This window comes from Bacillus sp. FAU18 (assembly GCF_056033885.1).
The window spans coordinates 167,599-192,809 of record NZ_JBVYHZ010000003.1 but is presented as its reverse complement, the minus strand read 5'-3'; the positions used below and the strand labels follow the sequence as shown (position 1 = coordinate 192,809).

Annotated in this window: 24 protein-coding genes and 2 pseudogenes; 10 read left to right on the top strand and 16 right to left on the bottom strand. The window is 45.9% G+C overall.

The window, feature by feature from the left end:
* The first annotated feature begins 6 nt into the window (after positions 1 to 6).
* A complete protein-coding gene (locus AC0OMU_RS01140; protein ID WP_015383140.1) occupies positions 7 to 1,563 on the top strand; it encodes an MFS transporter in 1,557 nt (518 codons plus the stop codon).
* Here AC0OMU_RS01140 and bstA read toward each other — a convergent pair.
* The gene (gene bstA / locus AC0OMU_RS01135; protein WP_015383139.1) at positions 1,560 to 2,096 is read right to left on the bottom strand and encodes a bacillithiol transferase BstA; all 537 of its coding nucleotides are present in this window, start codon (positions 2,094 to 2,096) and stop codon (positions 1,560 to 1,562) included. The genes AC0OMU_RS01140 and bstA overlap by 4 nt on opposite strands.
* Before the next feature lie 122 nt (positions 2,097 to 2,218).
* On the opposite strand from bstA, the gene AC0OMU_RS01130 reads away from it, so the two are divergent.
* A complete protein-coding gene (locus AC0OMU_RS01130) occupies positions 2,219 to 3,472 on the top strand; it encodes an MFS transporter (protein ID WP_015383138.1) in 1,254 nt (417 codons plus the stop codon).
* On the top strand, positions 3,438 to 4,055 hold the full coding sequence (locus AC0OMU_RS01125; protein WP_015482971.1) for a TetR/AcrR family transcriptional regulator: 618 nt from the start codon (positions 3,438 to 3,440) through the stop codon (positions 4,053 to 4,055). Before AC0OMU_RS01130 ends, AC0OMU_RS01125 begins: the two co-directional genes overlap by 35 nt.
* Positions 4,056 to 4,092: 37 nt before the next feature.
* Here the strand turns inward: AC0OMU_RS01125 and AC0OMU_RS01120 are convergent, their stop codons facing one another.
* Positions 4,093 to 5,181, bottom strand: a complete 1,089-nt coding sequence (locus AC0OMU_RS01120; protein WP_015383137.1) for an acyltransferase family protein — start codon at positions 5,179 to 5,181, stop codon at positions 4,093 to 4,095.
* Positions 5,182 to 5,784: 603 nt separating this feature from the next.
* Here AC0OMU_RS01120 and AC0OMU_RS01115 point away from each other — a divergent pair.
* From AC0OMU_RS01115 to AC0OMU_RS01100, 4 genes are all read left to right on the top strand, one after another.
* Positions 5,785 to 6,504: an ABC transporter ATP-binding protein gene (locus tag AC0OMU_RS01115; RefSeq protein ID WP_015383136.1), complete on the top strand. Its 720-nt coding sequence runs from the start codon at positions 5,785 to 5,787 to the stop codon at positions 6,502 to 6,504.
* Positions 6,501 to 7,508 (top strand): ABC transporter permease, encoded by a 1,008-nt coding sequence (locus tag AC0OMU_RS01110; protein WP_015383135.1) that lies wholly within the window; start codon positions 6,501 to 6,503, stop codon positions 7,506 to 7,508. Before AC0OMU_RS01115 ends, AC0OMU_RS01110 begins: the two co-directional genes overlap by 4 nt.
* Positions 7,509 to 7,524: 16 nt before the next feature.
* Positions 7,525 to 8,163: an NAD(P)H-binding protein gene (locus tag AC0OMU_RS01105; protein ID WP_474240852.1), complete on the top strand. Its 639-nt coding sequence runs from the start codon at positions 7,525 to 7,527 to the stop codon at positions 8,161 to 8,163.
* A 74-nt stretch (positions 8,164 to 8,237) separates the two neighbouring features.
* Positions 8,238 to 8,891, top strand: a complete 654-nt coding sequence (locus tag AC0OMU_RS01100; RefSeq protein WP_015482970.1) for a TetR/AcrR family transcriptional regulator — start codon at positions 8,238 to 8,240, stop codon at positions 8,889 to 8,891.
* 198 nt (positions 8,892 to 9,089) lie between these two features.
* On the opposite strand, the gene estB is transcribed toward AC0OMU_RS01100, so the two are convergent.
* Positions 9,090 to 9,722, bottom strand: coding sequence for an esterase EstB (gene estB / locus AC0OMU_RS01095; RefSeq protein WP_003243184.1), 633 nt, complete (start codon positions 9,720 to 9,722; stop codon positions 9,090 to 9,092).
* A gap of 275 nt (positions 9,723 to 9,997) precedes the next feature.
* Here estB and padR point away from each other — a divergent pair, with 275 nt between their 5' ends.
* Both padR and AC0OMU_RS01085 read left to right on the top strand, forming a co-directional pair.
* Entirely contained in the window at positions 9,998 to 10,546 is a 549-nt protein-coding gene (gene padR / locus AC0OMU_RS01090) for a transcriptional regulator PadR (protein WP_003233588.1), read from the top strand.
* Between the two features lie 49 nt (positions 10,547 to 10,595).
* Positions 10,596 to 11,198, top strand: coding sequence for a GNAT family N-acetyltransferase (locus tag AC0OMU_RS01085; RefSeq protein WP_015482968.1), 603 nt, complete (start codon positions 10,596 to 10,598; stop codon positions 11,196 to 11,198).
* Between the two features lie 38 nt (positions 11,199 to 11,236).
* Here AC0OMU_RS01085 and lnrN read toward each other — a convergent pair whose 3' ends face one another.
* The 8 genes and pseudogenes from lnrN to AC0OMU_RS01045 all read right to left on the bottom strand — a co-directional run.
* Positions 11,237 to 12,394, bottom strand: coding sequence for a linearmycin resistance permease LnrN (gene lnrN / locus AC0OMU_RS01080; protein WP_474240851.1), 1,158 nt, complete (start codon positions 12,392 to 12,394; stop codon positions 11,237 to 11,239).
* A 14-nt stretch (positions 12,395 to 12,408) separates the two neighbouring features.
* Positions 12,409 to 13,599, bottom strand: coding sequence for a linearmycin resistance permease LnrM (lnrM, locus tag AC0OMU_RS01075; protein ID WP_251218328.1), 1,191 nt, complete (start codon positions 13,597 to 13,599; stop codon positions 12,409 to 12,411).
* An 11-nt stretch (positions 13,600 to 13,610) separates the two neighbouring features.
* Positions 13,611 to 14,546, bottom strand: a complete 936-nt coding sequence (gene lnrL / locus AC0OMU_RS01070; RefSeq protein ID WP_015383130.1) for a linearmycin resistance ATP-binding protein LnrL — start codon at positions 14,544 to 14,546, stop codon at positions 13,611 to 13,613.
* A gap of 143 nt (positions 14,547 to 14,689) precedes the next feature.
* Complete coding sequence (lnrK, locus tag AC0OMU_RS01065) at positions 14,690 to 15,352, bottom strand: two-component system response regulator LnrK (protein WP_015383129.1); 663 nt, start codon at positions 15,350 to 15,352, stop codon at positions 14,690 to 14,692.
* Positions 15,349 to 16,551, bottom strand: coding sequence for a two-component system sensor histidine kinase LnrJ (gene lnrJ, locus AC0OMU_RS01060; protein ID WP_251218327.1), 1,203 nt, complete (start codon positions 16,549 to 16,551; stop codon positions 15,349 to 15,351). The genes lnrK and lnrJ overlap by 4 nt, the downstream gene beginning before the upstream one ends.
* Before the next feature lie 123 nt (positions 16,552 to 16,674).
* Positions 16,675 to 17,856, bottom strand: coding sequence for a Gfo/Idh/MocA family protein (locus AC0OMU_RS01055; RefSeq protein ID WP_100506800.1), 1,182 nt, complete (start codon positions 17,854 to 17,856; stop codon positions 16,675 to 16,677).
* 9 nt (positions 17,857 to 17,865) lie between these two features.
* On the bottom strand, positions 17,866 to 18,807 hold the full coding sequence (locus AC0OMU_RS01050) for a sugar phosphate isomerase/epimerase family protein (RefSeq protein WP_474240850.1): 942 nt from the start codon (positions 18,805 to 18,807) through the stop codon (positions 17,866 to 17,868).
* Between the two features lie 27 nt (positions 18,808 to 18,834).
* Positions 18,835 to 18,948, bottom strand: a pseudogene (locus AC0OMU_RS01045) (hypothetical protein); the annotation flags it as partial.
* Positions 18,949 to 18,971: 23 nt separating this feature from the next.
* Between AC0OMU_RS01045 and AC0OMU_RS01040 the strand changes: the two are divergent.
* Positions 18,972 to 19,107 (top strand): annotated as a pseudogene (locus AC0OMU_RS01040) (MFS transporter); the annotation flags it as partial.
* Between the two features lie 66 nt (positions 19,108 to 19,173).
* Here AC0OMU_RS01040 and AC0OMU_RS01035 read toward each other — a convergent pair.
* From AC0OMU_RS01035 to AC0OMU_RS01015, 5 genes are all read right to left on the bottom strand, one after another.
* On the bottom strand, positions 19,174 to 20,118 hold the full coding sequence (locus tag AC0OMU_RS01035) for an AraC family transcriptional regulator (RefSeq protein WP_474240849.1): 945 nt from the start codon (positions 20,116 to 20,118) through the stop codon (positions 19,174 to 19,176).
* A gap of 96 nt (positions 20,119 to 20,214) precedes the next feature.
* A complete protein-coding gene (gene catE, locus AC0OMU_RS01030; RefSeq protein WP_273797113.1) occupies positions 20,215 to 21,072 on the bottom strand; it encodes a catechol 2,3-dioxygenase in 858 nt (285 codons plus the stop codon).
* Between the two features lie 17 nt (positions 21,073 to 21,089).
* A complete protein-coding gene (gene catD / locus AC0OMU_RS01025; protein WP_251218323.1) occupies positions 21,090 to 21,494 on the bottom strand; it encodes a DoxX family oxidoreductase CatD in 405 nt (134 codons plus the stop codon).
* Positions 21,495 to 21,647: 153 nt separating this feature from the next.
* On the bottom strand, positions 21,648 to 23,462 hold the full coding sequence (locus tag AC0OMU_RS01020) for an ABC transporter ATP-binding protein (RefSeq protein ID WP_042978122.1): 1,815 nt from the start codon (positions 23,460 to 23,462) through the stop codon (positions 21,648 to 21,650).
* Positions 23,456 to 25,177, bottom strand: coding sequence for an ABC transporter ATP-binding protein (locus tag AC0OMU_RS01015; protein ID WP_474240848.1), 1,722 nt, complete (start codon positions 25,175 to 25,177; stop codon positions 23,456 to 23,458). Before AC0OMU_RS01015 ends, AC0OMU_RS01020 begins: the two co-directional genes overlap by 7 nt.
* Between the last annotated feature and the right edge of the window lie 34 nt (positions 25,178 to 25,211).

The window sequence follows — 25,211 nt, the reverse complement described above, 5'->3', positions numbered from 1 at the left end:
ATAAATATGTCTGAAGCATTAACAGAGCAGAAAAGCCAAAAGTGGGCGATCAGCCTGTTTACGATTGGTGTGTTTATGGCTGCGCTGGATAACGGAATTATTTCAGCTGCTTTAACAACGATAAACGAGTCGTTTGCCGTTTCACCTTCCTGGGGATCATGGGGCATTACCCTTTATACGCTAGGTCTTAGCGTCAGTGTGCCAATCGTCGGAAAGCTTTCCGACCGCTACGGCAGAAAAAAACTCTTTCTCATTGAGGTTTGCCTGTTCGGATTTGGTTCTTTGCTTGTTGCTTTGAGCCAAAGCTTCCCGCTCTTTCTGATATCGCGGCTGATTCAGGCGCTTGGAGGCGGCGGGATTTTCATCATCGGCAGCTCTCACATTCTCGCGACCCTCCCAAAGGAAAAACAGGGGAAGGCCCTTGGGCTGCTTGGCGCAATGAACGGGATGGCCGCTGTGCTCGGGCCAAATATCGGAAGCTTTCTGCTTGATTGGACCGGGTCTTGGCATTGGCTATTTTTGATTAATTTGCCGATTGCCGTGCTATTGGTTGTACTCGGCGCATATTTTATCGCGGAAACAAAAGCACCTGAAGCTAAGCGCCTCGATGCGGCCGGAATCTTCCTTCTATCACTGTCGATTTTAGCCGTGATGTACGGCATGACGAACCTTGATGGGGCAAATCTCTTACACAGCTTGGGGAATCCGGAGGTTTATGGATGTATTATTTTTGGCATACTTTGTTTTGCAGCGCTTATCTCGTATGAAAAGAGAGTTGAAATGCGAGGAGGCGATCCGATTTTGGCGTATTCTCTGCTGCGAAACCATATGTTTCAGCGCACGCTTATCATCGGTTTGTTATCCGGGGGGCTCTTGGCGGCAGTCATTTTTATCCCGTCATATGTCGAACAGTATTTGGGTGTCCCTGCCGCAAAAGCAGGCTATTGGATGACACCGCTTGCGTTGGCTTCCGGAATCGGCGCTTGGCTTGGCGGAGCGCTTACCGACAAAAAAGGTCCTGTAAAAACCGTTATTCTTTCGGGAATCATCTCATGTGCGGGGTTTGCTTTATTTCCGCTCTGGGTGACGGAAAAATGGGAGTTTGTGATCGCAAGTGTGGCAGCTGGGATCGGTTTTGGCTTTCTGTTAGGCGCTCCGCTGAACGTCCTTGTATCAGAAGCGGCAAAAACAAATAAGGGTACAGCTCTTGGCACGCTTTCATTAGTAAGGCAAATTGGACTGACCTTGGCGCCTACTCTTTATGCAGGTTTTATCACAGCCGGGTTTGACCAAATAGGTGATGAGATCAGCAGCCGCTTATCGGACAGCGGATATTCAGAAAAGGCGATGCAGATGATTCCGGAGATCGACAGTTCTGATGTTTCTTCTTTACAAGAACAAATCGAACGCATTCCCGTTCCTGAAGTCAAAACCGCGATAAGCGACGCCATTCATGCGAGTGTCGCCAGCGGCTATGATCATTTATATGCAGCGGCTGCTGTGATCTCACTTCTGGTGATTGCTGCTATCAGTATTCCGGCTTTCCGCCGGCAAAAGCGTTAAGACCACCCCATCCGTCTGGAAAGCTCCGTAATATGAGCGATATGGTGATGTGAGTGCCAGACATACAGGCCGAGCGCGTTCTCCAGGGTAATGATTTCCTTTGTATCAGGGTGATAAAACCCGCGCTTAAATTGCTGATCCGTCAGAGTGCGGAGCAGAGCCGTCCATCTTCCGTGAAGCTCCTGCAAAAGCGCGAGTGAGCCGCTCGGATCTGCCGTTTTCGAGTCTTTTAGCTCCGACCATGCTTTTTCATCATACGGACGGATAGCCGGTGTCTCTTCCGTCAAGCTCAATTTAAAACGAATATAGCTGTTCATATGACTGTCAGCCAGATGATGAATAACTTGCCGAACGGTCCATCCACCGTCCCGGTACGGTGTGTCAAGCTGGCTGTCCGTCATGCCCTCTACAGCTTGCTTCAATTTTGCCGGCACTTCTTCAAGCACTTGAATCCATTTATCTTTTTGCTCCTTCGATACCGATTCCCTCGGCTGGTATTCTCCTATTGGATAGCTTAGATTGGCTGTTGTCATGTATGTTCTCCCTTCTGTTCAATCTTCTCCTTTATTTTACAAGAAAAAGATTGTATATTGTGTCTTTTTCCCATACAATAAAAACGACACAAGTGTCATTTTAATGATCAGGAGGATGAATCATGGAAAAACCGTTGTTTCGCAATCAAAAAGGACTGATGACACTGTTAGCCTCACAAACCATTTCTTCACTTGGAGACTGGCTTCACATTTTGGCCGTGCTAACATTAGCCGCTTTTCAGCTTCATGCTTCACCATTAGATATGTCGCTTTTAATGATGTCGTTTGCTTTGCCTGTCATTGTACTCGGACCTGTATCGGGTCTGCTTGCCGACCGTTTTGACAGAAAAACGATCATGTTTCTGTCTGAAATCGGCCGTGCCCTCACTGTTATCAGCTGCGTTTATGTCAGTGAGCTTTGGCAGCTTTATGTATTGCTATGCCTTCAGAGCTGTTTTTCTTCACTTTTTTCACCTGCTAAAAACGGAAAGCTTAAGGAATTGGCTCCGGAAGCACACATTCAGCAGGCCGTTTCCGTCAGCAGCATCATTGATAACAGCGCAAAAATCTTCGGCCCTGCCCTTGGCGGCATGCTGATCGCTGCTGTCTCTATACATTCTGTTTTCTATATCAACGCCGGCGCCTTTCTTCTTTCCGCTGTCATTTTGTTTTTCCTCCCCAAAGATGCTTTTTTACAAAAAGCAAATACACCTCAAGAAAAAACATCAGCACTTGCTTCTATCAAAGAAGGCCTTCAGTATTTGAAACGGATGCCGCTTCTTTTAACAGGCTTACTCACAGCTTGCGTCGTTCTCTTTGTTTTGCAGATTGGTGATTCCCAGGCTATCATTCTTATCCGTTCTTTTTCAGGCGCTCCGCCTGAGCTTGCAGGCTGGTGCATGGCCGTAAGCGGAGCCGGCATGCTCCTTACGGCGGCAATTGCCGGCAGACGGCGAATCACATCTTATTTTCTTTATTTCTCATCTGGGACCTTTCTGCTTGGACTAGCAACTGGAGGTATGCCATTTCTGAGCGGAATGGGAATAGCCGGCATTGCTCTTTTTATTTTCGCTTTTTTCATCATGGGAGCGGCTTTCGGTCTCGTCCATATTCCATTTCAAATTCTCGTGCAAACAACAGTGCCTGTCGATTACAGCGGCAGGGTGTTTGGCGCCATTCAGAGCGCGACAACCCTCGCCTCCATCCTCGGCATGGCGGGCGGGGGCGTGCTGGCGGAATGGATCGGTGTATCACTTGCTTTTCTTGTCTGTGGCTGCTTGCTGATCATGGTCGGGTTGATTACACTTGTAGGTAAGAAAGTTGCAGAAAGCAGGCGATATCTTGTCACCGAAAGTAACAAAGGAGCACAAGGATAAACGGCAGGCAGAGATTTTAGAGGCTGCCAAAACGGTTTTTAAACGAAAAGGATTCGAATTAACGACAATGAAGGACGTTGTGGAAGAGTCAGGTTTCAGCCGAGGCGGTGTCTATCTTTATTTTTCAAGCACCGAGGAGATGTTTCGGCGAATCATTGAAGCAGGGCTAGATGAAGGGCTCCGAAAGCTTGATGACTCAGCTGAACACCGAAGTGTTTGGGCCGCCATCTCCAGCTATTTGGATGAACTGGCTGAAGGCCTGCGTGATGCAGCGGATACACTGGCGCCGGTGCAGTTTGAATATTTAGTGACGGCTTGGCGCAATGAAGAACGGCGGAAGTATTTGGAAAAGCGGTATGATCTTTTTGTGGCAAGGTTTTCAAAGCTATTGCAAAAAGGAATCGATCAGGGGGAATTTCAGCCTCTGCAGCCTTTGGCGACGATCGCGAAATTTTTCCTCAATATGAATGACGGCATCATCCAGAACGCGCTATATTTCGATGAAGAAAAGGCTGATGTATCTGGACTTGCTGAAGCTGCAAAACTGTATTTAAAAACGGTACTGCAAGTAGATGAGAAATAAAGAAATGCGGCAGGAACCTCTCTCCTGCCGCTTGTTTTCACCCTGCGTGATCACGCACTTCTAATGTGGCTTTCTTCTGTTTTGGCTGATAAATCTTCCCCACAAATAAATAACCGTATTTGAATTTATTCAGTGCCCATGAGGTCAGAATCGGGCCGGCTGTGCACACGGCAAACAACAGGAGAACAGCCGGTACGGCAGGAATCCCGGGCATATTTAAAAGCAAAACGTAGCCTATGATCATAAAATAAGCATGAAGCAGATAAATCGAAAAGGAATAGTTGCTGATAAACATAATGATTTTCGGCACATGCTTCATTTTAGAAAACAAGTGAAAGCACAGGAAAATCATGCTTGTCGAATACAGCATGATATCAGGCCGTTTCGAGCTGATCATGCCGATTTCACCGACATAAGAAACAGTGACAACCAGCGCAGCAGAAGCTAGCGCGGCGCCGTATATCACTAAGCGGTATTGGTTCAGCAAGGCTAAAAAGCGCTTATACTCCTTTCCGCAATAGTAGGCAAGACAAAAGTAGAAAAGCCAGCCTGCGAACGGAACCCAGAAGAACGGAAACCCACCGCCCTCTTCTGAAGCGGGAGCCGGGCTGACTGCTGAAAAATAGCTTAAATAGGCGGCTGTCACCACAAATGAGATGGACAGCACCCATTTCGGCGATGCTTTTTTCAAATACTCATGAAACATCATATGCAGCATGTAAAATTGAAAGATGACGAGAATGAAGTATCCGATAAAGTTTCCTAACAATACGTTCGCCAAATACTTTTGCACGATCGCGAGAAAGGTGATCTCTCCCCCCATCGCACTGGTCATCAGCAGTGCATCGATGGCCGCGATAAATAAAAAAGGAACGAAAATCACTTTTCCCCGCTTCTTTAAAAAACCGTTTGGCACCCCGTCAGGATAAGAACGGGCCAGCAAAAATTCAGAGATGAAAATGAAGGCAGGCGTGCTGAACATCAGGAGTGTGCGGAAAGAATCTACGGTGTGAGAAATATCTGCGAGAGCTTCTGCCTGAAGCATCAGGACCATTGAAATGATATGGAGCAAGACGACACTTAAGCACGAAATGCAGCGGATCATAAAAATTTCTTTAATTTGCATAACAGCGCTCCTTTTATTTAAATTTTTAGAAATCGATGGTTGTACCTTAACACACACGATTCATTTTAAAAAAGAGACTGATGTCTTATCTTTCTCTATGCATGAAAGACTAGCAGCCATTCATATCCATGATTTTTTTAATAGACATTCTCCAGCCATTTGTCCCGAACATTCAGAGTGCGATGTTTAACACGTGAAAACAAAGTCCTATTCATATATTTGATCCCGCAAAAATTGCAAAATGCCTTTCTTGATCATAATCCAATCAGCATCACGTTTCACCCGTTTCATGTACCAGGCGGGCGCATCAGCCGTATAAAACACGTGAGCCGATTTTGCTTTTCATAACCCTTTAGGAAGCAGCCCTCGGTTTCTCGTTCATGTTTGATATCAGACCTCCTGATCTCACCGCCATACCTCAGAGTCCACCAGTGTATATGACTGACTGGCTTTCGAAATTTGGTGAACTTCCCCTTTTAAGCTTTTTCAAATACGATATTCTTCATTTCGATATGAGTGATTACTCACTTTACAACCTTCCCTGTTCGTGGTAATTTATTGATGAGTGATTACTTACTTTAATAAATAAGGAGGCAGATCAATATGGACGTAATAGAAATGCGAGATGTCAGCAAACGATTCAGCAGCAAAACTGTTTTAGAACCGTTTACCTTTTCTGTGAATCAGGGAGAAATCTTTGGATTGCTGGGCCCCTCCGGATCAGGAAAAACAACACTGATTAAAATGATGATCGGGATGCTGAAGCCATCCACCGGCACAGTTGCTGTGTGCGGAACACCGATGCCAAATTTGAACATGTTTCATCGGATCGGTTATATGGGCCAGTCTGACGCGCTTTATGAAGACTTGACCGCAAAGGAAAATCTTTCATTTTTTGCCGGGCTGTTTGGAATGAAAGGAAAACGAAAGCGTGAACGGATGGATCAAGTTCTTCACTTGGTTGACTTGACTGAACATGCCGAGAAGAAAGTAAGTGCTTTTTCCGGAGGGATGAAAAGAAGGCTGTCCCTTGCGATAACACTCGTTCACGAGCCGGACGTTTTTGCTCTTGATGAGCCCACTGTCGGAATTGATCCCGTTTTGCGCCGGTCGATCTGGGGTGAACTCGGCCGTCTGAAAGAAAACGGAGCCGCCATTCTTGTGACGACACATGTTATGGATGAGGCTGAAAAATGCGACCGCCTTGGACTGATCAGGGATGGCCGAATGATTGACAGCGGTTCGCCTAAAGAACTGATGAATAAATACAAAGCAGCATCTATTGAAGATGTCTTTCTTCTTTCTGGAGGGAGTGCAACATGAGAGTGACTGTACTTGCCGTAAAAATCATTCTGCAATTTTACCGGGATAAACGAACGCTGCTTTTGATGCTGCTGGCTCCGCTTTTGGTCTTGACTTTGGTTCACCTCATCCTTGATCATAAGGAGGACTCATTTCATGTCGGAGGGTATCATCTGCCGGACGAAATGACGCAGCAACTGGAGAAAAAAGATATCAAAGTGACAGAATTTTCGAATACCCATGCAAAACAGCATATAGATGATGAACAGCTAGACGCATTTATTTCATTCACAAATCAGCATATGAAAGTGACACTTGATGGCAGCCAGTCTAAGAACAAACAATTGCTTCAGATCATTACAACTGGAGGCAGTCAGCAAAAACAGCCAGCAGAGGTCTCTTATGCCTACGGCAAAGAGGATTTGAGCACGTTTGATTATACCGGTCCGACACTAATCGGCTTATTTATTTTCTTCTTTGTTTTTTTAATCGCAGGGATTTCTTTTTTAAGAGAACGGACGAACGGCACGCTTGACCGGATCCTCTCAACACCTCTGCGCCGCTGGGAAATTGTCGCCGGATACGGATTAGGCTTTGGCTTGTTTACAACCCTCCAATCTGTGTTGATCACTTGGTATGCTGTTCAAATTCTTGGATTGTATCAGGGCGGATCGTTCTGGCTTGTGTTAATCGTAACGGTAATGCTTTCTTTGACGGCTTTAACGCTTGGCACATTTTTATCAGCGTTTGCCAATAACGAGCTTCAGCTGATTCAATTTGTCCCTCTCGTCATTGTGCCGCAGGTGTTTTTCTCAGGTCTTTTTCCGATGGATAGTCTGGCCGGCTGGCTTCAGTCACTGCAGCAGATCATGCCTCTGTACTACGGAGCAGACGCCTTGAAGCTGATTATGATGAAAGGCCAAGGCATGTCAGAGATCGCAAATGATCTTCTTATCTTGGCGGGCTTCACCATTTTATTCGCATTCTTAAACATTCTCATTCTGAAAAAATATCGAAGACTGTAAAAGAGGTGTTTTATGATTGACAAATCATAGTAAAAAAATCGCCATTATCGGAGGGACGGGTAAAGCAGGCCGTTTTATAGCCAGCCAGGCTCTTGCAAAAGGCTATCAAGTCCGTATGCTCGTCAGGCAGCCGGAGCGGCCCCCTCACATTGACGAGAGAATTGATGTCATTCGCGGAGATGCCCAGCACCCGCAAAGCATCCGCACGCTGCTGGAAGGATGCAGCGCCGTCGTCAATACGTTCGGACAGCCTGAAAGAGCCGTCCCGTTATACAGTACAGTGACAGAACTCATCGTTACTGTCATGAAAGAATACAACATAGACAGATATATCGGAGTGACTGGCGCTTCGTTAGATATTGAAGGTGACAGAAAATCATTGGTTTTTAGAATAGGCGCGCTTCTCTTTCGCCTCCTCTATCCGCAAATGATTGCCGATAAAAAGAAAGAGCTTCATATATTATCACGCAGCGGATTGGATTGGACGCTTGTCCGACTTCCTTTTGTAACAGATGCTCAGACTCAGGACGCTGTAAAAGTTGATTTCTTCAATTCGCCGGGAATGAGAATCACCAATTTAGATATTGCAGCATTTTTAGTTCAGCAGATTGAGGGTCATTCCTTTTCACAAAAAACACCCTTTATCTCAAATTAACAGCGGGATTGGTTGTGTTCCCTGTCCGCCTTTTCTATAATAAAGGGAACAGGCTTTCAGAAGGAGTACGAACAATGGATGCGAAATCTCTTGAAGAATTATTGCATATAGAAGGCGAACAAATAAAAATGAGCGAAAAACAGCGGCACATTCTGAGTGCGGCTATTGAAATGTTTGCTGAAAAAGGATTTGCCTCGACATCCACAAGCGAAATAGCCAAAAAAGCCGGCGTTGCTGAAGGGACGATTTTCAGGCATTATAAGACGAAAAAGGATTTGCTGCTGTCAATTGTGATGCCAACGGTGACAAAGGTTGTTGCCCCTGCTTTCGCCAAAAATTTCAGCAAAGAAGTGTTTGAGCAGGATTATCCGTCATATGAGGTCTTCATTCGGGAAATGCTGAACAACCGCTTTGAATTTGTTAAAAAGCACTTCCCCGTTTTGAAGATCTTTATTCAGGAAGCCTTCTACCAGGAAGAATTCAGAAAAGTGTACAAGCAGGTCTTCAATGAACATGTGTACGATAAGTTCAAGCACATTATCGAGCATTTCCAAAGCACCGGCGAACTGCGGGACCTTCCGGCGGATACCATCATCCGCACGACGATCTCTTCTATCATCGGACTTATCATCACCCGGTTTTTGCTGATGGGAGAGGAAATGGATGAAGAGCTTGAAAAAGAGCGGACGATTCAATTTATTTTGTACGGGGTCACACAAAAAAGATGAGCACTGGCTCATCTTTTTTTGAGAATTGCGATATACAATTAGGATAGTATTAGAAGGTATTTACCTCATATAAGAGCCTGCAAAAAATCAACTCAGTTTTCGTTCTATCTTCCTCCTCATTTCAATCGATCAGAAAACAATAAAAACCTGCTGTATTAACTAACAGCAGGTTTCAAATCACCCGTAGATTTTCAAGCATTAGTTTGTATTTAGTCCCCCGCCATTCAATCCTTCTTTGATATAGCCGTTCACTTGGCTATTAGAAAGCAAGCCAATATGGCCGATGCCATAAAGCTGAATATTTCTTGCTCCTTGTAACCGAGACAAGCTATTGATTACAATTTGATCATTGAGACTGTAAATAGATGTATAGAGGATCTTTTGGTTAGGATCTGTACCCGGCAGCGCGGTTGATGACACTAAACCATTAGCCCCTCCAAGCGTTACGACATTTTGAATCTTATTGCCCCCGCCTAAATATTTAATATAGTACAGCGTATTGGCGCCTCCCATACTATGAGCCACAATATCTACTTTTTTTGCCCCCGTCTCTTTTAAAACACGGTCAACATATGAAGCAAGCTGCGGGCCGTTATTTAGGTTGTTTCCTGTTTTATCATAAAAATCAATTGCGTACAGTTTGTTGCTTTGCCAGCCTTGGGAAATTAAGTAGTTTTTAATAGCGAAAAAGTTGTATGATGCACCACTTATTCCATGAACAAGAACGACAGGATTATGTACTGATTCAGCTTTTGCGCCAGACGGCGGAGCGGCTAAAACAGATAGAATCAGCGATAAACAAATAATGAATGCCATAAGTACTTTTTTCACGTTTATTCCCCCTTAAATTGTTGATACCACCAATTTCCTATTATACATAAAAAATCAATATAGTTACTATTTTTTCTGAAAATTAAATTTAAATCTCTTTTATATTGACGGAGATAAATCGGATACCTTCTGACATCCCTTTTATTTTCATTTCCAAAGTGGCCCGGTTGTGTTCCCTTCCTCCCTTTTCTATAATAAGGGGAATAGGCAGTTAGAATCACAGTTGAGCACCGGCTCATCAGTTTTGTGAAACAGCCATAGACATGGAGGATCGCATGAGAGTATTAAAATACGCCATATTAGGGCTTTTGCGAAAAGGCGAATTGAGTGGATACGATATTACGAGTTATTTTAAAGAGGAGCTCGGCCAGTTTTGGAGCGCCAAGCACAGCCAGATTTACCCTGAGCTCAAAAAGCTGACGGATGAAGGATTTATCACGTTTCGGACAACGATTCAGGGCACAAAGCTGGAGAAAAAGATGTACACCCTGACAGACAGCGGAAAGCAGGAGCTGCATGACTGGCTGATCCGCCACCAGCCGATACCCGAGACGGTAAAAGATGAATTTATGCTGAAGGCTTATTTCATTTCTTGTCTATCGCGCCAGGAGGCTTCTGATTTGTTCAAAGACCAGCTGCAAAAACGCCAGGCCAAGCTTTCTGACTTACAGGGAAGCTATGAAAAGCTTATGGCTTCAGCAGAGCCGATGTCATTTTCTTCACCGGACTTCGGCCACTATCTTGTGCTGACGAAAGCGCTGGAGCGGGAGAAAAATTACGTTTCATGGCTGGAATCAATTTTAGCTATGATAGATAAGGATTAACCGGGAGCGGCCTTCAGGCTGCTCCAATACGTAATGCGGGGGGAGAACGATGAATGTGACATTGCACGAATTAACAGGGGAACTGATTCGAGTGGTGCCGATGGACAAAAGCCATATTCAAGGTTTATATGAAGCGGCAAATGATGAAAACATCTGGACCCATTTACCGAAAACGATCACAACACTGCGTGGTACGGAGGCTTTTGTTGAGGAGGCGCTGCAAACGAAAGAAACAGGAACAGAATGTCCATTCGTGATTATTCATCGTAAGACTGGAAAAATGGTCGGCACGACACGTTTTCTGTATATGTCATCCGCTTCAAGGAGCCTTGAGATCGGCTGGACGTGGTTTCACCCTTCAGTGTGGGGCACCTCAGTCAACACTGAATGCAAATATTTGCTGTTACAATATTGCTTTGAACAGCTGAAGACGATTCGGGTGCAATTCAAAACGGATGAGCGGAACATCAGATCACAAAAGGCCATTGAACGGCTGGGGGCAATTAAAGAAGGCATATTGCGAAACCAAATGATCAGAAAAGACGGAACATTCCGCAATTCGGTATTTTATAGCATCATCGACAGTGAGTGGCCATCCGTGAAACAGCATTTGGAACGGAGGCTGCATCTGTCAGAAAAAGAAACAAAATAATTGCAAAAATCATCTGTCCGAGGGACAGATGATTTTTTTTAGGCTCGGAGCGCCTTAAGCCCCGCTGCGAAAGTGATTGCTGCAAAAGCAAGCAAGATGCCGCAGATTCCGAGAATATCTGTGACGCTGGCACCGTTAGCGATAATCTCCGTCAGCCCGCTCATCGCCCACTTTTGCGGAAGAAATTCAGCGATGGATTGCATAAATTTCGGTTCAATGTCGATCGGCCAATACATCCCGCTAACCATACATGTTGCGATGACAAACAAGTTGCCGAACGCAAGCTGCTGTTCTGGCGTTCTGACGTTGGCCGCAATCATCAATCCAATGCCGACAACGGTCAATAGAAAAAGTGACACTAATACAATAACCGCAGCCGGATTCCCCCAGTTGATGCCAAACAGCCAATGGGTTGAAAGAAGCAATATGCCAAATTGAATCCAGCCAATGACAAAGAAGGAAAGCACATACCCAGCACCGATTTCAGCTCGGCTGACAGAGGCTGTAAGCAATCTGGACCAGATGCCGTTTTTTCTTGCTTCTAAAATGGTTCCAGCCGCTCCCATCATGGTCAGCATGACAAACAGGATGGAAAAACCTGCTGCTCTGGAGGCTGTGTCACTTGCTTCCGCACCCTCTTTTTTATCACTGAGCGTCTGTCGTTTTACTGCCGGAACTGTATCTTCATGTTTTTTGGCGAAAACCGTTTTATACGCCGCCTTCCAGTTCTCTCCCGCTGTCTGAGATGCTGTTTTCGCCGCGGTCACCTGAATATTGAGCGTTGCCAATGTGCTTTCTGCATATTGTTTGACCATCGGCGCTTCAGACAGCTCAGGGCCGTGACGGAAAATCAGTTCAGGATTTTTGTCTTTTTCCAGCTGTGTCTGGAACGAGCGGGAAATGACGATGATCCCGGCAATTTTCTTTTGTTTCAGCTTTTCTGCCGCTTTGCTTTCAGGCACGTTTTCGAATGTATACATATCATCGTGTGCCTTCAGCTGCCGAATATAATGCTGTGAGAGAATCGTATCGTCCTGATCAACGATTGCAAGCCGCACCTTATCATCATTGTCGCCGAGCATACTCCCAAATACAAAGGTAAGCAAAAGCGGGGCAGCAAACATGATCAAATAGTTCTGCGGATTCTTAAAAATGAGAGAAAGCTCAATGCCGCAAATGGCTATGATTTTTTTCACCCTAGTGTACCTCCTTATCTTGTATGAAGCCGTCTGATACCAATTACAAGTGAACAAAGGCCAATCGCCGCAAAAAGAAGCACAGGCTTTTGAAGGTCAGCCCAGCCTCCCCCTTCCATTAAAGAAAGAAAGCCGTCAAGCGCCCAGCGATTTGGCACCGCTTTGGATATAGACTGCAAGACGTCCGGAAATTGGTACAGCGGCAGCATGGACCCGCCGAGAACCGCAAGCAATTGAATGCCGAAGCCGCCTATCGCATCTGCAGATTTCATATCGCTGATGCACGACGCAAGCAGCATTGAAATGCCGGATACAGCTGCGGCGTAAGAAAGCCCGAGTACACTCACAAACAGCAAATTGCCGCCCCAGTCCACACCAAAAACATTGATTGTAACGATCAGAAATATGAAAAATTGCATGATGGCAAACAGATACGTCCCAAGCCATTTTCCGAAGAGAATGACGGATTTTTGCGCAGGCGTCATCAGCATTCTGGCAAGCGTCTCCGTATCCTTTTCCTGTAAAAACGATTTCGCCCCGACTGTCATATGAAACAGCATAAACATGCAAAGCATTGCCGCCGAATAGTATTGAAAACTGGTAACGGCCTTGCTGCCGACAGATTTTTCTGCAATAGTCAGCTTGTCACCTGTTTCTTTTTCAAGCGTCTTTGCCAGCTTTTCTGCAAACTGTGCAGGATCAAGTTTTCCTTGTTTTACAGCTTCCGTTTTGCTGATGTAGTCCATTGAGCCTGACGCGGCTTCCTTTACCGCTTTATATTGCTCTATAAAAGAGCTTGCAGCTGTTTCGATGATGGAACTTTTCAATGTTTGATCAGGAGCGGCATAAACAACAGCTGAGGTTTTGCCGGCTTCCCAATAGTTCGGGATGACGATACCGACATCAATTTTCTTTTCATCAAGCAGTTTTTTCATCTTGTCTTCGCTGCCGGCTTTTGTGACCTTTATTGACTTTATTTTTTTAAGCACATCTTTCGTAAACATGTTCGCTGCATCTGACTGGTCTGGTTGAACGTAGCCGACTTTGATGTCATCAATCCCGCTGCCTCCGTCAACAACTGATCCGAGCGCCGCGCCTAAAATACAGGTTAGGATCAGCGGCATTAGGATAAGCATCATAAACCCTTTTCTGTCCGTGATTCTGATTTTGACATCTTTCCATGCGATCCATATGCTTTTTTTCATGGCCGTCCCTCCTAATCCCGCAACGTGCGGCCGGTCAGATTCAGAAACAGGCGCTCTAGATTCGGTTCCTGCACCTGAAGAGACAGCAGGTTTGTATGATGGGCAGCGGCTTCCGCAAGCAAACTGGTGACGACTTTCTCATGATGAGCCGCAGAAATGTCAATTTTGAGCTCTGACTCCTGGACTGTTACATCATTGACATGAGCCAGGGAACGGATCGCCAAAAGAAACGTTTCATCAATCTCGCTGACCGTGAGCTGAATGATGGTATCGCCCCCAAGACGGCTGCACAAATCAGTTTTTGTACCGATTGCAATCATTTCCCCCTGATCAATAATTCCGATCCGATCGCATAAAAACTCAACCTCTTCCATGTAATGACTCGTATAGATTACCGTCATGCCCGTTTCGTTGAGCTGTTTGACCGTTTCTAAAATGTGATTTCTCGATTGAGGGTCAATACCGACAGTCGGTTCATCCATAATCAGCAGCTCGGGCTTATGCATTAAAGCCGCACCGATGTTGATTCTTCGTTTCATCCCCCCGGAGAACGTTTCAATCTTATCTTTAGCCCGCTCAGCCAGACCGACATATTCAAGGACCTCAGCCGATCTTTTTTTGGCCTCACCGTGCGTAAGTCCGTACATTTTCCCCCAAAACATAAGATTTTCATGAGCCGTCAGCGTCGGATATAATGCAATTTCCTGCGGAACAATGCCGATTTTTTGTTTCGCTTTGGCCGTTTCTTTTCCGATGACATAGCCGCCCACCGTGATGTTCCCGCTGTCATGCGGCACAAGGCCGGAAATCATCGAGATGGTTGTGGACTTCCCCGCACCGTTTGGCCCGAGCAGACCGAACGACTCCCCCTTTTGGAGGGAAAAAGAAATGCCTTTCACGATTGTTTTTTTTCCATATGCCTTTTTGATGTTTTCTGCTTGCAGCACGTCGTCTCACTCCTTTTTTTGATTCATTGCCATTGTAGAAGAAAGAAAGGCGTGCGGCATGTAGCGGCAGATAGAACATAGGGCATGAAAAAAAGGCCTGTAAAAGGCCTTTTCAGAGAAGCGTATATGCAAAACGTCATATGTCAAAAGACAGATACACCATATCTGACCGAGTAAATGGCTGCTTGGGTTCTGTCCCTGACAGCCAGCTTGCTGATGATATTTGAAACATGATTTTTGACTGTGCCTTCTGTAATGTAAAGCTTTTCGGCAATTTCTTTGTTATTCAGCCCGTACCCCAGCTCAGCCAGAACTTCGAATTCGCGCTCGGTCAAGTCGAGCAGCTCCTTAGGTTTTTCTATCTCATTTATTCCTTTCAGCTGTTTTTCACGTTTCCATTCGTTCAGCATTTGGGCAGTCAATTCCGGAGGAAGCACCATTCCGCCAGAATGAACAGTCATCACCGCTTTTACAATCGTATCTGCCGACATATCCTTCAATAGGTACCCGCTTGCTCCTTCTTCAAGCGCTTCAGCAATCAGCTCTGAGTCCTTGAAGGTTGTCAGCATCAAAACCTTTACGCCGGGCAGTGAGCTTGTGATTAATTTTGTTCCCTCCACCCCGTTGGAAACCGGCATGCGGATGTCCATTAACACGATATCCGGCTCCAGCTCTTTCGCCTTTTCGAAGGCTTCCTGTCCGTTTCGCGCCGTTGCGATCACATCGAGCTCTTCTCGGAGCTGTAGCAAGGATGCCAGCCCTTCTCTGACGATATCCTGATCGTCGGTAATGATGATCTTAATCATGATAAACTCTCCTTTTGCTGCACGGGTCTGAAGCTCCATTTTTTATTGGCAAGTGAAAATTCTGCATTCACAGTAAATCCTTGATCCCGTTCGCTTTCAAAGCGGATCATACCGCCATGTTCCGCTGCCCGCTTTTTCATATTCAAGAGACCAAATCCAAGTGCTGCCTCGGGATTGCCTTTTCCGTCATCCTTAATGACAAGGCTGATGCTGTCCGTTGTGCAGGCAAGCTGTATCGAACAACCTGCGGCGCCGCCGTGCCGTTTGGCATTGGTCAGTGCTTCCTGCACCGTTCTGATCAGGGTCGGATGGAGAGACAGCGGGATAATTGCAGGATCACCGCTGACCGCAAATTCTGTTGTGACTCCTGCATTTTTGCAAAAGTCCTCTGTCAGCTGTTTCAGCGATTCGATTAGCGAAGGATCGTTTTCAGTTTGCAGAGTGCGTACTGATAAGCGGACATCATCAAGCGCTTCACGGGCAAGTGTTTCACAGACACCTACTGTCTCATCCGCTTTTTGGCTGTCTCTTTTTTGCCATTCACGCAAAAGCTGCAGCTGGACGAGAAGGGCCGTCATTTTATGCCCCACTGTATCATGGATTTCCCTTGCCATTCTGTTCCGCTCGTAAATGGCGGTCAGCTCTTCAACCTGCTTCGCATATAAATGCAGCTCCTGATGTGCGGAAGACAGCGCCAAGTGGGATTCTGTCAGTTCCCGGTACTGCTGTTTTGCCGTTTCCTGCGCATCCGTCAGCTTGCGGATTAATTTGCCCACGACACCGCAGAAGACAACGAATGTCATGCTAGTTAAATGATCAATGACAAATTCATTGCCGAACATCGCATATGTACGGATGAGGACCGTCAAAAATAAAATAGAGGAAAGACATAAGACAGACCATGCTGTTCTTTTAGGAAACCCCCGCAGAAAAAAGGCAACCGCAACCGGACAAAGCATAATAATGAACAAACCTGTGCCGGGAAAGATAAATCCGAACGAAAAGCCGATTGCAATATCAATCAGGCAGAACCAGATGGCATTTGTCTCTTTTGTCAGCAAAACATGATTGGCTGCATACATGGCAGCACCTGCTGCTATAAATACATATCCAAACCAGTTATCCTCTTTCACAATGGACAGATACATTAAACAGCTCACCATCAAGGTGAACATTCTCGTAAAAAAAAGAGCCTTCACGCTCATCACTCCCGTTACCCAATTCCCTTCTTATCATACCTGCCTCAGGGCATTTTTGACAGGAGTTTCTGGAAAATAAAAACCGCATATGAACTTTATGTCATATGCGGCGCATCCCCTCATTTATTTAAATTCAACCCAAACTGACCCTTGGTTTGCCGAGCGCACGCAGTTCTCAATCCAGCGAATGCCCTCAATCCCTGCATCAATGTCAGGATAAACCAAGTTATTCAAGATTTCTTCCTCTTCACGGTTTTTGGCGTCTATCGCAATGGCAAATTTAAGATAAATATTGGCCCATGCTTCAGACAGCCCTTCGCTGTGTAAGGCGCCTAGTCGTTCATCGGCGCTGCAAACATCATCTAAATACGGCATGCCGCGAACGAGTGTCTGGCTCGGCTCTCCCTGCACTTCATACGTCAGTTCATTTGGCATGCTGTCCCACCACTCAATGCTTGCCTTTGAGCCGACAATCCGGATTCTATGGCCATCCATACATCCGGCATTGATTGACGATGTCCACATTGTTCCAACCGCTCCATTTTCATAATGCATCAGCACATGGGCATTATCCTCCAGCGGTGCGCGGCTGCCGACGAAGCTCTGTCGATCACACAGCAGCTCTTTAATTTTCATCTTAGGCAGAATAAGCTGTGACATATAATACGTGTGGGTAGATAAATCGCCTAGTACAAAACTTGGCCCGGCGATCGCAGGGTCGACACGCCATTTCTGTGCAGCGCTTATGTTCTCGCCCTCATCTGCTGAACAAAAACCGTGTGTGTACTGCAAGTCAACCACGCGAATATCGCCGATCATTCCTTGTTCAATCATCGCACGCATTTGAAGAAGCATTTGATTGCCTGAAAAACCATACGTCACGCCGACAATTTTCCCTTTTTTCTCTGCGAGCGCTTTAATTTCATAACCCTCTGCTGAAGTGAAGAACAGCGGTTTTTCACAGATGACATGCAGTCCTGCTTCAAGCGCCGCCTTACAAATCTCATAATGAGTGCCGTTCGGAGTGGCAATCGATACTACCTCTATGCCATCCTGTCTTTTCGCTTCCTCGGCAAACATGGTTTGATAGTTGGGATAACAGCGTTCCGCATCCACTCCAAGGTTCATCCCGAAGTCTTTTCCTCTTTCGGCATCGATATCAAAAGCGCCGGCAGTTAATTGAAAAGCAGTATTGTCTCTCAGCGCTCCAGTACGATGTTTATACCCAACCTGGCTAAGCCGTCCGCCGCCTACCATTGCCCAGCGCAGCGGCTTGGAGATGATTCTTTCTCCATTTAGCATCATGAAAACCTCCTATTGGCTGATGGTTTGTTTTAATGCTTCTACAGAAGTGCGGATGCCCGCTTCAGGTGACATCGTCAGATCCTCCATTTCTAAAGAAACCTCATCATCATATCCCATCATTTTTACAACTGAAAAAAATTCCTTCCACCACTGTAAATCCTGTCCGCAGCCGACTGCTACGTAATTCCATGCCCGGTTCGCAGGATCTGTCACTTCTTTTGTTTCTAAAAACCCATTTACCGCAGATAAATATCTTTCAATTCTGACATCTTTTCCATGAACATGGTGAATGGCTTCGCCGAGATCCCTTGCTGCGATGATCGGGTCTGCACCCATCCATAATAAGTGGCTCGGATCAAGATTCAAACCGACCATCGGGCCGACCGCTTTTCTGAGTCGAAAGAGAGTCTCAGGATTATAGACTAATTGAGAGCTGAAGTTCTCAAGCGCGATTTTTTCAACTCCGCAGGCTTCCGCTTTTTTGACAAGTTCCTTCCAATACGGAATCGCAACGTCTTCCCATTGATAGTTGAGGATATCTTTTAAAACGGGAGGCCAGCTCACTGTGTATGTGATCCAGTTCGGCACTTTGTCGTCCGGGCCGCCGGCTGGCAGGCCGCTCATCATGATCACTTTTTTGACGCCTAATAATCCAGCCAGCTCCATCGTTTTGTCCGTTACTTCTCTGTGCGATTTGCCCAGTTCGCCTGGATCTAAAGGATTCCCCGAGCAGTTTAATGCGCAAAGTGTCATGTTCCGCTTTTCCAGCGCTTGTGAAAATTCTTTTCTTTTTTCGCTGCTTTGCAGCAGTTCATCAAGATTCAAGTGAGGCGCAGGCGACCAGCCCCCGGTTGTCATTTCAAGTGTATCGATCCCAAGCTCTGCAGCAAAATCGAGCATGTCTTCAAAAGGCAAATGCCCTAGGCTGTCTGTTACATAAGATAGTTTCATAGATAGATTCCTCCTGATCTCTGCGGATTACGATAAGTGAGTCGATTGAGTCGGCATGTCCTGATCAGCTTGGCGGCCATACTGGCGGAATGAATGCTCAAGCTGTTCAAGTGACCGCCCTTTTGTTTCAGGCACATATTTTAAAAGATTTTCAAGAGCTGTAGATCAGGCGCAGTCTATTCATTGGGATAGGAATCCGCCATCGTACAGCAAATTACCGATGTCAATTCGATCATGTACTATGGGACAGAAATGTTAAGAAAAGCCGGCTTTCAAACAGAAACCGCTTTCTTAAAAAATTATAAGACAACGAGATTTCTTGCGTCTTTATCATATGGAGACATTATTTTGTCATTTCAGGACATCTTATTCGTGCGGCTCGGCCTGTTCGATTTTTTGAAAAGGCTTATTGATTTGAAATGCGGTCATTTTTGAGTCTTTATAAAGGGAACGGAAAAGCCCTGGAGAGCTGCCGATTTTGGCAGAAAATACGCGTGTAAAATAATGTACAGAGAATCCTATTTCTTCTGCTATTTCCTTTATCGATAGATTCGTTGACTTCAGCAGCGCGGCGGCTTTATTGATTTTTTCATTTTGGACAAACTCAGAGTAGCTGACACCCAGTTCTGCTGCAAATAAACGTGATAAGTGCCTGCCTGAGATATGAAAATGGCCGGCAACATCCGTCAGCTTTAAAGACTGTGACAGATTGTCTTTAATGTGCAGTTTGACCTCCGTCAGCAAAGCAGATGAGCTTTGAATGAACTGCTTGTTTTTCGGGCGGCGGGCGGACGGGAGAAAGGTTTGGATTAATGACAGGATCAATGCGTGCGACAATTGGGATAGGATCTCTTTGTCAAAAGCATTGACTGGCTGAGCTGCTTGCAGCATTAACGTTTTCCAAAGAATGCCCGGAGGTTCGCCATCTTTTATTTGCACTGTGACAAGGGGACTTTGTTTCACTTCTTCCATCACGTTGATCCATTCAGCGCTTGATTGATCCTCGCTCAACTCAAAAGCGACATAAAAAATGAACAGTCCTGCTTCACTTTTGATTTGGTGCAAATGATCCGGCTTTGACAAAAAAATCGTCTGTTCCCGAAGCGGATATGTACGATCGCCTTCAAGGTAATATCCTTCACCTCTTACCACGTAACAAATTTCATAAAAGGAATGCTTATGAAGCAGTGTGTTATAGTGGTTCGTCATTGCTCCCCAATAATGGACGTAAAATGAAACATCCTTTTGCTCTAAGCGATGCACATACTGATTTAAAGCGATTTTGCCTGTGACGAGGTGGTTGAGTTCCATGTAAACGCCTCCTAACAAGTTGGTGGTTCTCTCATCATAACAAGGCGGACAAAAATAAAAAATCCCCCTGCCGTTTTTTCGGCAAGGGGATTGCAGTTAAATCACAAATGTAATATAGGCGCCGGAAACAGGGTCTTTCACACGAAAGCTGTTTTCCGTCTCTTCAATCGAATACCCGGCATGTTTGACTCGGTTTGCCACTAAGTCCAGCTCCTCTTGGTGAGGCAGGACAACAGTGTAATAGTCTAGTCCGCTGGCATTTGTCGGTTTAGGCGGCGCATTTCTTCCCGCCCAAATGTTTAAGCCGATATGATGGTGGTACCCCCCGGCTGAAACGAAGAGGGCGGACATGCCCGCATAGTTTCCGACAATGTCAAAGCCCAGTACATCTGTATAAAACGCCTTTGCTTCTTTCAAATCACTGACATGCAGATGAATGTGTCCGATGATTGTATCGTTCGGAAGCGATGTTTTCCGCTCATCTCCTGCCTCTTCCAGAAGGCCCTCAATGTCAACAGCGGTTGTCGTCATGACGTAGTTTCCTTCCAGATCACGCTGCCACGTGCTGCGGGGGCGGTCAGCGTACATTTCAATGCCGTTTCCGTCAGGATCAGACAGGTAGAGCGCTTCGCTGACAGCATGGTCTCCATGTCCGATAGCAATGCCGTGTTCAATCAGGCGGGCGAGTGCGATCCCAAGTTCTTTCCTGTCCGGAAGAAGAATCGCAAAATGATAAAGGCCTGTCACAGACCGTTCAGGCAAGACGACAGCGCTCGGATTTTCTTCAAGAATAAGCAGGACGCGTTTTCCGTCAGCCGTCAATTCAGCTTGGCGATCCGTCTTTTTTAAGACTTGAAAACCGATGACGTTACAGTAGAACTGAAGCGAACGCTCCAGACTGCGAATTGTGAGTTTGGCATAGCCAATGTGTGTATCCTCATGAATGCTGGTCATGCTGCATGCCTCTTTTCTTATGCTGAAACGTTTTCGTTCTTTTTTTCTTTAAACACAAATGGGTCCAGCGCCAGGAATCGACTTCCAGTAAGCGCCAGGTGAATGGATGTCAAAAGCAGAAGGTAATCAAATTCTGCATTGCCCATGAATGGCGCTTTCAGCTTAACAGTGATGATGGCGCCGATCAGTGTAAGAGCGAACAGGACACCGACAATACGTGTAGCCAATCCGAAGAAGACAAGCACTCCGCCAATGAGTTCAATCGCTGCGATGACATACGCCATAAAGCTTGGAAGGCCTATGCTGCCGAAAAATTGGATGGTGCCCTCCATCCCCTGAAACTTTGATAAACCGTGAACAAAAAAGATAATACCTGTAATAACCCTTAAAAGTAATGTGCCAATTTCAAATGATTTATTCATTTTATCCTCCTTGATAAATGTTATCACTTACTTAATGTAAGCTAGTATATATACATAACTTGTTTACGTCAAGTAATTTTGTTACATTTTACGAAAATGAAATAAAAGTACTATAAAACTGTAACAAAAAAGACCTCTGTGCAGGACAAAGGTCTATTTCTCAAATTGGCTTTCATATAAGTCACTGTAAAATCCTTTTTGCCGAATCAGCTCGTCATGGCTGCCTTTTTCAATCATTTCACCGTCTTTAAGCACCACAATCTGGTCCGCTCTTTGAATGGTGTTCAGCCTGTGGGCAATGATGACGCTTGTTCTTCCTTCCATTAAACGGGCGAGCGCTTCTTGAATGTTGACTTCTGTAACGGTATCAATGTTGCTTGTCGCTTCATCCAAAATGAGAAGAACCGGATCGGCAAGCACCGCCCTTGCTATAGAAATCAACTGCTTCTGTCCTTGACTGATGCCCGAACCGTTTTGCGTCAGCACGGTGTCATACCCTTTTGGCAGCCTTTCAATAAAACTATGGGCATTCGCTGTTTTTGCAGCGGCTTCGACTTCCTGATCAGAAGCATCAAGCCTGCCGTAGCGAATGTTTTCTCTGATCGTTCCCTGAAATAAGAAAGAATCCTGAAGAACAAACCCCATGTTTTTTCTCAGGCTCGCTCTAGTAAGGGTTTTAATATCTGTACCGTCGATTAAAATTTTTCCTTCGTTAGGCTCGTAAAAACGGGCGAGCAGGTTGGTGACGGTTGTCTTCCCCGCCCCCGTCGGTCCGACAAACGCAATGGACTGCCCCGCAGGCACGGTAAACTGTAAATGCTTCAGTGTCTGCTGCCCTTTATCGTAACCGAAGGACACATCCCGGAATTCAATGCTGCCTGTTTGGATGGGCTGATGCACGGCGTTCTTTTCATCCTCGCGCTCTTCTTTTTCATCAAGCACGTCAAACACCCGTTCAGCGCCGGCGATTGCGGACAGCATCGTATTAAACTGGTTGGCCAGATCGTTTAAAGGGCGTGTAAATTGCCTTGAATACTCGGCAAAGACGACGATGGAGCCGATCGAGATCCAGCCTTTCAGCGCAAACAAACCGCCGATTGCCGCTATCATTGTAAAACTTAAGTTATTCAAAGAGTTCATGACCTTCGGGATAAACCCGGAAATCGTCTGCGCCCAAAAGCCCGACGTCTTGAGTGCAGCGTTTTTTTCGAGGAATTCAGCAGTAATCTGCTTCTCACGTGAATATGCTTTGATGACCTTTGCGCCTGAAACAGATTCCTCAATATACCCATTCAGATCACCAAGGTTTTTCTGCTGTTCTTTAAACAGCTTTCCCGTTCGGTTGGTGATCCATTTCAGGCTCGCTGCCATCACCGGAATAATGGTCAGCGTAATCAATGTAAGGAGCGGGCTCATGTACAGCATCACCGCAATCGTCCCGACAAAGGTGATCACGCTTGACAAAATTTGAATGACTGACGTGTTTAAGGTAGAACTGACATTTTCGATGTCATTCGTCACCCGGCTCATCAGCTCGCCGTGCCGCTGTTTATCAAAAAATGGAATCGGCAGCTCATGCAGATGGGTGAACAATTCGCTTCTCATTCTGAAAACCGTGCCCTGCGAGATCGTAATCATCCAATAGTTTTGAAACCAAAGCGACAGGGACTGAATGATATAGATAGCAAGCAGAAGAAGCAAAACGGGAATCAAGCCGCTGACCGTTTTCCCGACGATAAAATGGTCGATGGCCTTTCCGATCACAAAGGGGCCAAGGAGCCCGAATATCGCGCTGATGACAACCATCAGCATGACAAGGATGAGCAGTCCTTTTCGTTCAGCCAAGTAAGACCAGATTCGTCTCAGTGTGCCCTTTGTATCCTTTGCTTTCGCCCGCTTTTTCGCGCCTTCTTTTTTGTCAATTGGCAGTTTGGGATATTGGAATGGCTTGCGGATGTCTTTTAGCATGACTCGCTCCCCTCCCTTCCGAATTGTGACTCGTAAATGCGCTTGTATAACTGAGATTCAGAGAGCAGCTCACTGTGAGTGCCTTTTTCAATCAGTTCGCCGTCCTCAAGCAGCAAAATCTGATTAGCTTTCATCGCCGTGGTTATTTTTTGTGTAATGATCAAAGTTGTGCAATGGTATGTGCTGATTGCTTCAAGCAGCTTCGCCTCCGTTTGCAGGTCAAGCGCGCTTGTGCTGTCATCTAATAGAAGGATAGCCGGTTTTCGAATCAGTGCCCGCGCAATGGAAATTCGCTGTTTCTGGCCGCCGGACAGGTTGACGCCTCTTTGCCCCAAAACAGTGTCATATCCATTTGGGAGCTTCAAAATGGTTTCATGAATTTGCGCATGTTTGGCCGCATCCATTATTTCATCTAGTGAAGCATTTTCTTTGCCCCAAGCGATGTTTTCTTTGATTGTGCCGGAAAACAAGAGGACTTCCTGCGGTACATATCCAATTTGCCTGCGCAGCCCTTCAGCCGGAAAATCTTGAACCGGCTTTTCATCTATGTAAATGCGGCCTGAATCCGGCTGATAAAGCCGCGGAATGAGCTGAAAAAGCGTGGACTTGCCCGAGCCCGTCGCACCGAGAATCGCGATCGTTTCTCTTGGCTTTGCGGAAAATGAGACATTCCTGAGCGCTTCTCTGTCCATTTCAGGATAGCGAAAGGATACATGCTGAACCTCAATCCGTCCTGACAAACGATCAGATATGATGCCTTCCTCCCGCTCGTCGCCTTCTGTTTCAAGCACCTCACCGATTCTATCCCCTGAAGCCTTCGCCCGGGTGAAAATCATAATCAAAAACGGAAACATCGAAAGCGCGCCTGTAATTCGTGTTGCGTAGTTAATAATCGCAACAACATCGCCGACCTGAGTGCTTCCGCTCGTAATACTGTAGGACCCCGCCCACAAAATCAAAAGGATGCAGAGATTCATTAGCAGCATCAGTACAGGCATCGTGAATTCCACAAGCTGAAAGGCCGAAACCGTTTTTTCCATCAGCCTTGTGTTGGCTTTGATAAATCGTTTGACTTCGTGGCTGCCGCGAAGCAGCGCTTTGATCAGCTTGATTGCGATTAAATTTTCCTGCATGATGGTGTTCACTTGATCCAGCCTTTTCTGCACTGAGCGGAACAGTGCTCCGCCTTTCCTTAATACCCATAGCAAAAACAAGATCAGGATCGGAATGGTCACAAGCAGAAAAAAGCCGAGTTTCACATTAACGGCAAGCGACAGCACAATGCCGCCTGCAATCATTAAGGGAGCCCGCAGCATAAACCGCAAACTCATAAAAATCATATTTTGAACCTGTGTGACGTCGTTTGTCAGCCTTGTAATATAAGAAGAGGACGAAAACTGTCCAAATGTGGAATAGGAGAAGGACTGGATTTTTTGAAAAAGCCCTTTTCTCGTATCATAGGAAAAGCTTTGGCTGACATGGGCGGCATAAAAGGAATTCAGCATCCCCGCCGCAAAGGATAACACGGTCAGCCCGATCATGACCGCGCCCCATATCCATACATGCCGCAGATCTTGCTTCAATATCCCATCGTCGATGATTTTTGCAATCAATAAAGGCTGCATCAGTTCAACTGCAAGCTCCGTCAACATAAGAATCAGAGCGATTCCCGCCAGCAATGAATATGGTTTTAAAAACGACAAAGCCTTTTGCATGTAAAAGCCTCCAAACCCCTTTTTACTCGATTGT

Excerpts from the sequence above, each read along its gene's own strand:
- AC0OMU_RS01140 (WP_015383140.1), top strand. The coding sequence starts at position 7 with ATGTCTGAAGCATTAACAGAGCAGAAAAGCCAAAAGTGGGCGATCAGC.
- bstA (WP_015383139.1), bottom strand. The coding sequence starts at position 2,096 with ATGACAACAGCCAATCTAAGCTATCCAATAGGAGAATACCAGCCGAGG.
- AC0OMU_RS01130 (WP_015383138.1), top strand. The coding sequence starts at position 2,219 with ATGGAAAAACCGTTGTTTCGCAATCAAAAAGGACTGATGACACTGTTA.
- AC0OMU_RS01120 (WP_015383137.1), bottom strand. The coding sequence starts at position 5,181 with ATGCAAATTAAAGAAATTTTTATGATCCGCTGCATTTCGTGCTTAAGT.
- AC0OMU_RS01115 (WP_015383136.1), top strand. The coding sequence starts at position 5,785 with ATGGACGTAATAGAAATGCGAGATGTCAGCAAACGATTCAGCAGCAAA.
- AC0OMU_RS01110 (WP_015383135.1), top strand. The coding sequence starts at position 6,501 with ATGAGAGTGACTGTACTTGCCGTAAAAATCATTCTGCAATTTTACCGG.
- AC0OMU_RS01100 (WP_015482970.1), top strand. The coding sequence starts at position 8,238 with ATGGATGCGAAATCTCTTGAAGAATTATTGCATATAGAAGGCGAACAA.
- padR (WP_003233588.1), top strand. The coding sequence starts at position 9,998 with ATGAGAGTATTAAAATACGCCATATTAGGGCTTTTGCGAAAAGGCGAA.
- AC0OMU_RS01085 (WP_015482968.1), top strand. The coding sequence starts at position 10,596 with ATGAATGTGACATTGCACGAATTAACAGGGGAACTGATTCGAGTGGTG.
- lnrM (WP_251218328.1), bottom strand. The coding sequence starts at position 13,599 with ATGAAAAAAAGCATATGGATCGCATGGAAAGATGTCAAAATCAGAATC.
- lnrK (WP_015383129.1), bottom strand. The coding sequence starts at position 15,352 with ATGATTAAGATCATCATTACCGACGATCAGGATATCGTCAGAGAAGGG.
- AC0OMU_RS01055 (WP_100506800.1), bottom strand. The coding sequence starts at position 17,856 with ATGATGCTAAATGGAGAAAGAATCATCTCCAAGCCGCTGCGCTGGGCA.
- AC0OMU_RS01050 (WP_474240850.1), bottom strand. The coding sequence starts at position 18,807 with ATGAAACTATCTTATGTAACAGACAGCCTAGGGCATTTGCCTTTTGAA.
- AC0OMU_RS01035 (WP_474240849.1), bottom strand. The coding sequence starts at position 20,118 with ATGGAACTCAACCACCTCGTCACAGGCAAAATCGCTTTAAATCAGTAT.
- catE (WP_273797113.1), bottom strand. The coding sequence starts at position 21,072 with ATGACCAGCATTCATGAGGATACACACATTGGCTATGCCAAACTCACA.
- catD (WP_251218323.1), bottom strand. The coding sequence starts at position 21,494 with ATGAATAAATCATTTGAAATTGGCACATTACTTTTAAGGGTTATTACA.
- AC0OMU_RS01020 (WP_042978122.1), bottom strand. The coding sequence starts at position 23,462 with ATGCTAAAAGACATCCGCAAGCCATTCCAATATCCCAAACTGCCAATT.
- AC0OMU_RS01015 (WP_474240848.1), bottom strand. The coding sequence starts at position 25,177 with ATGCAAAAGGCTTTGTCGTTTTTAAAACCATATTCATTGCTGGCGGGA.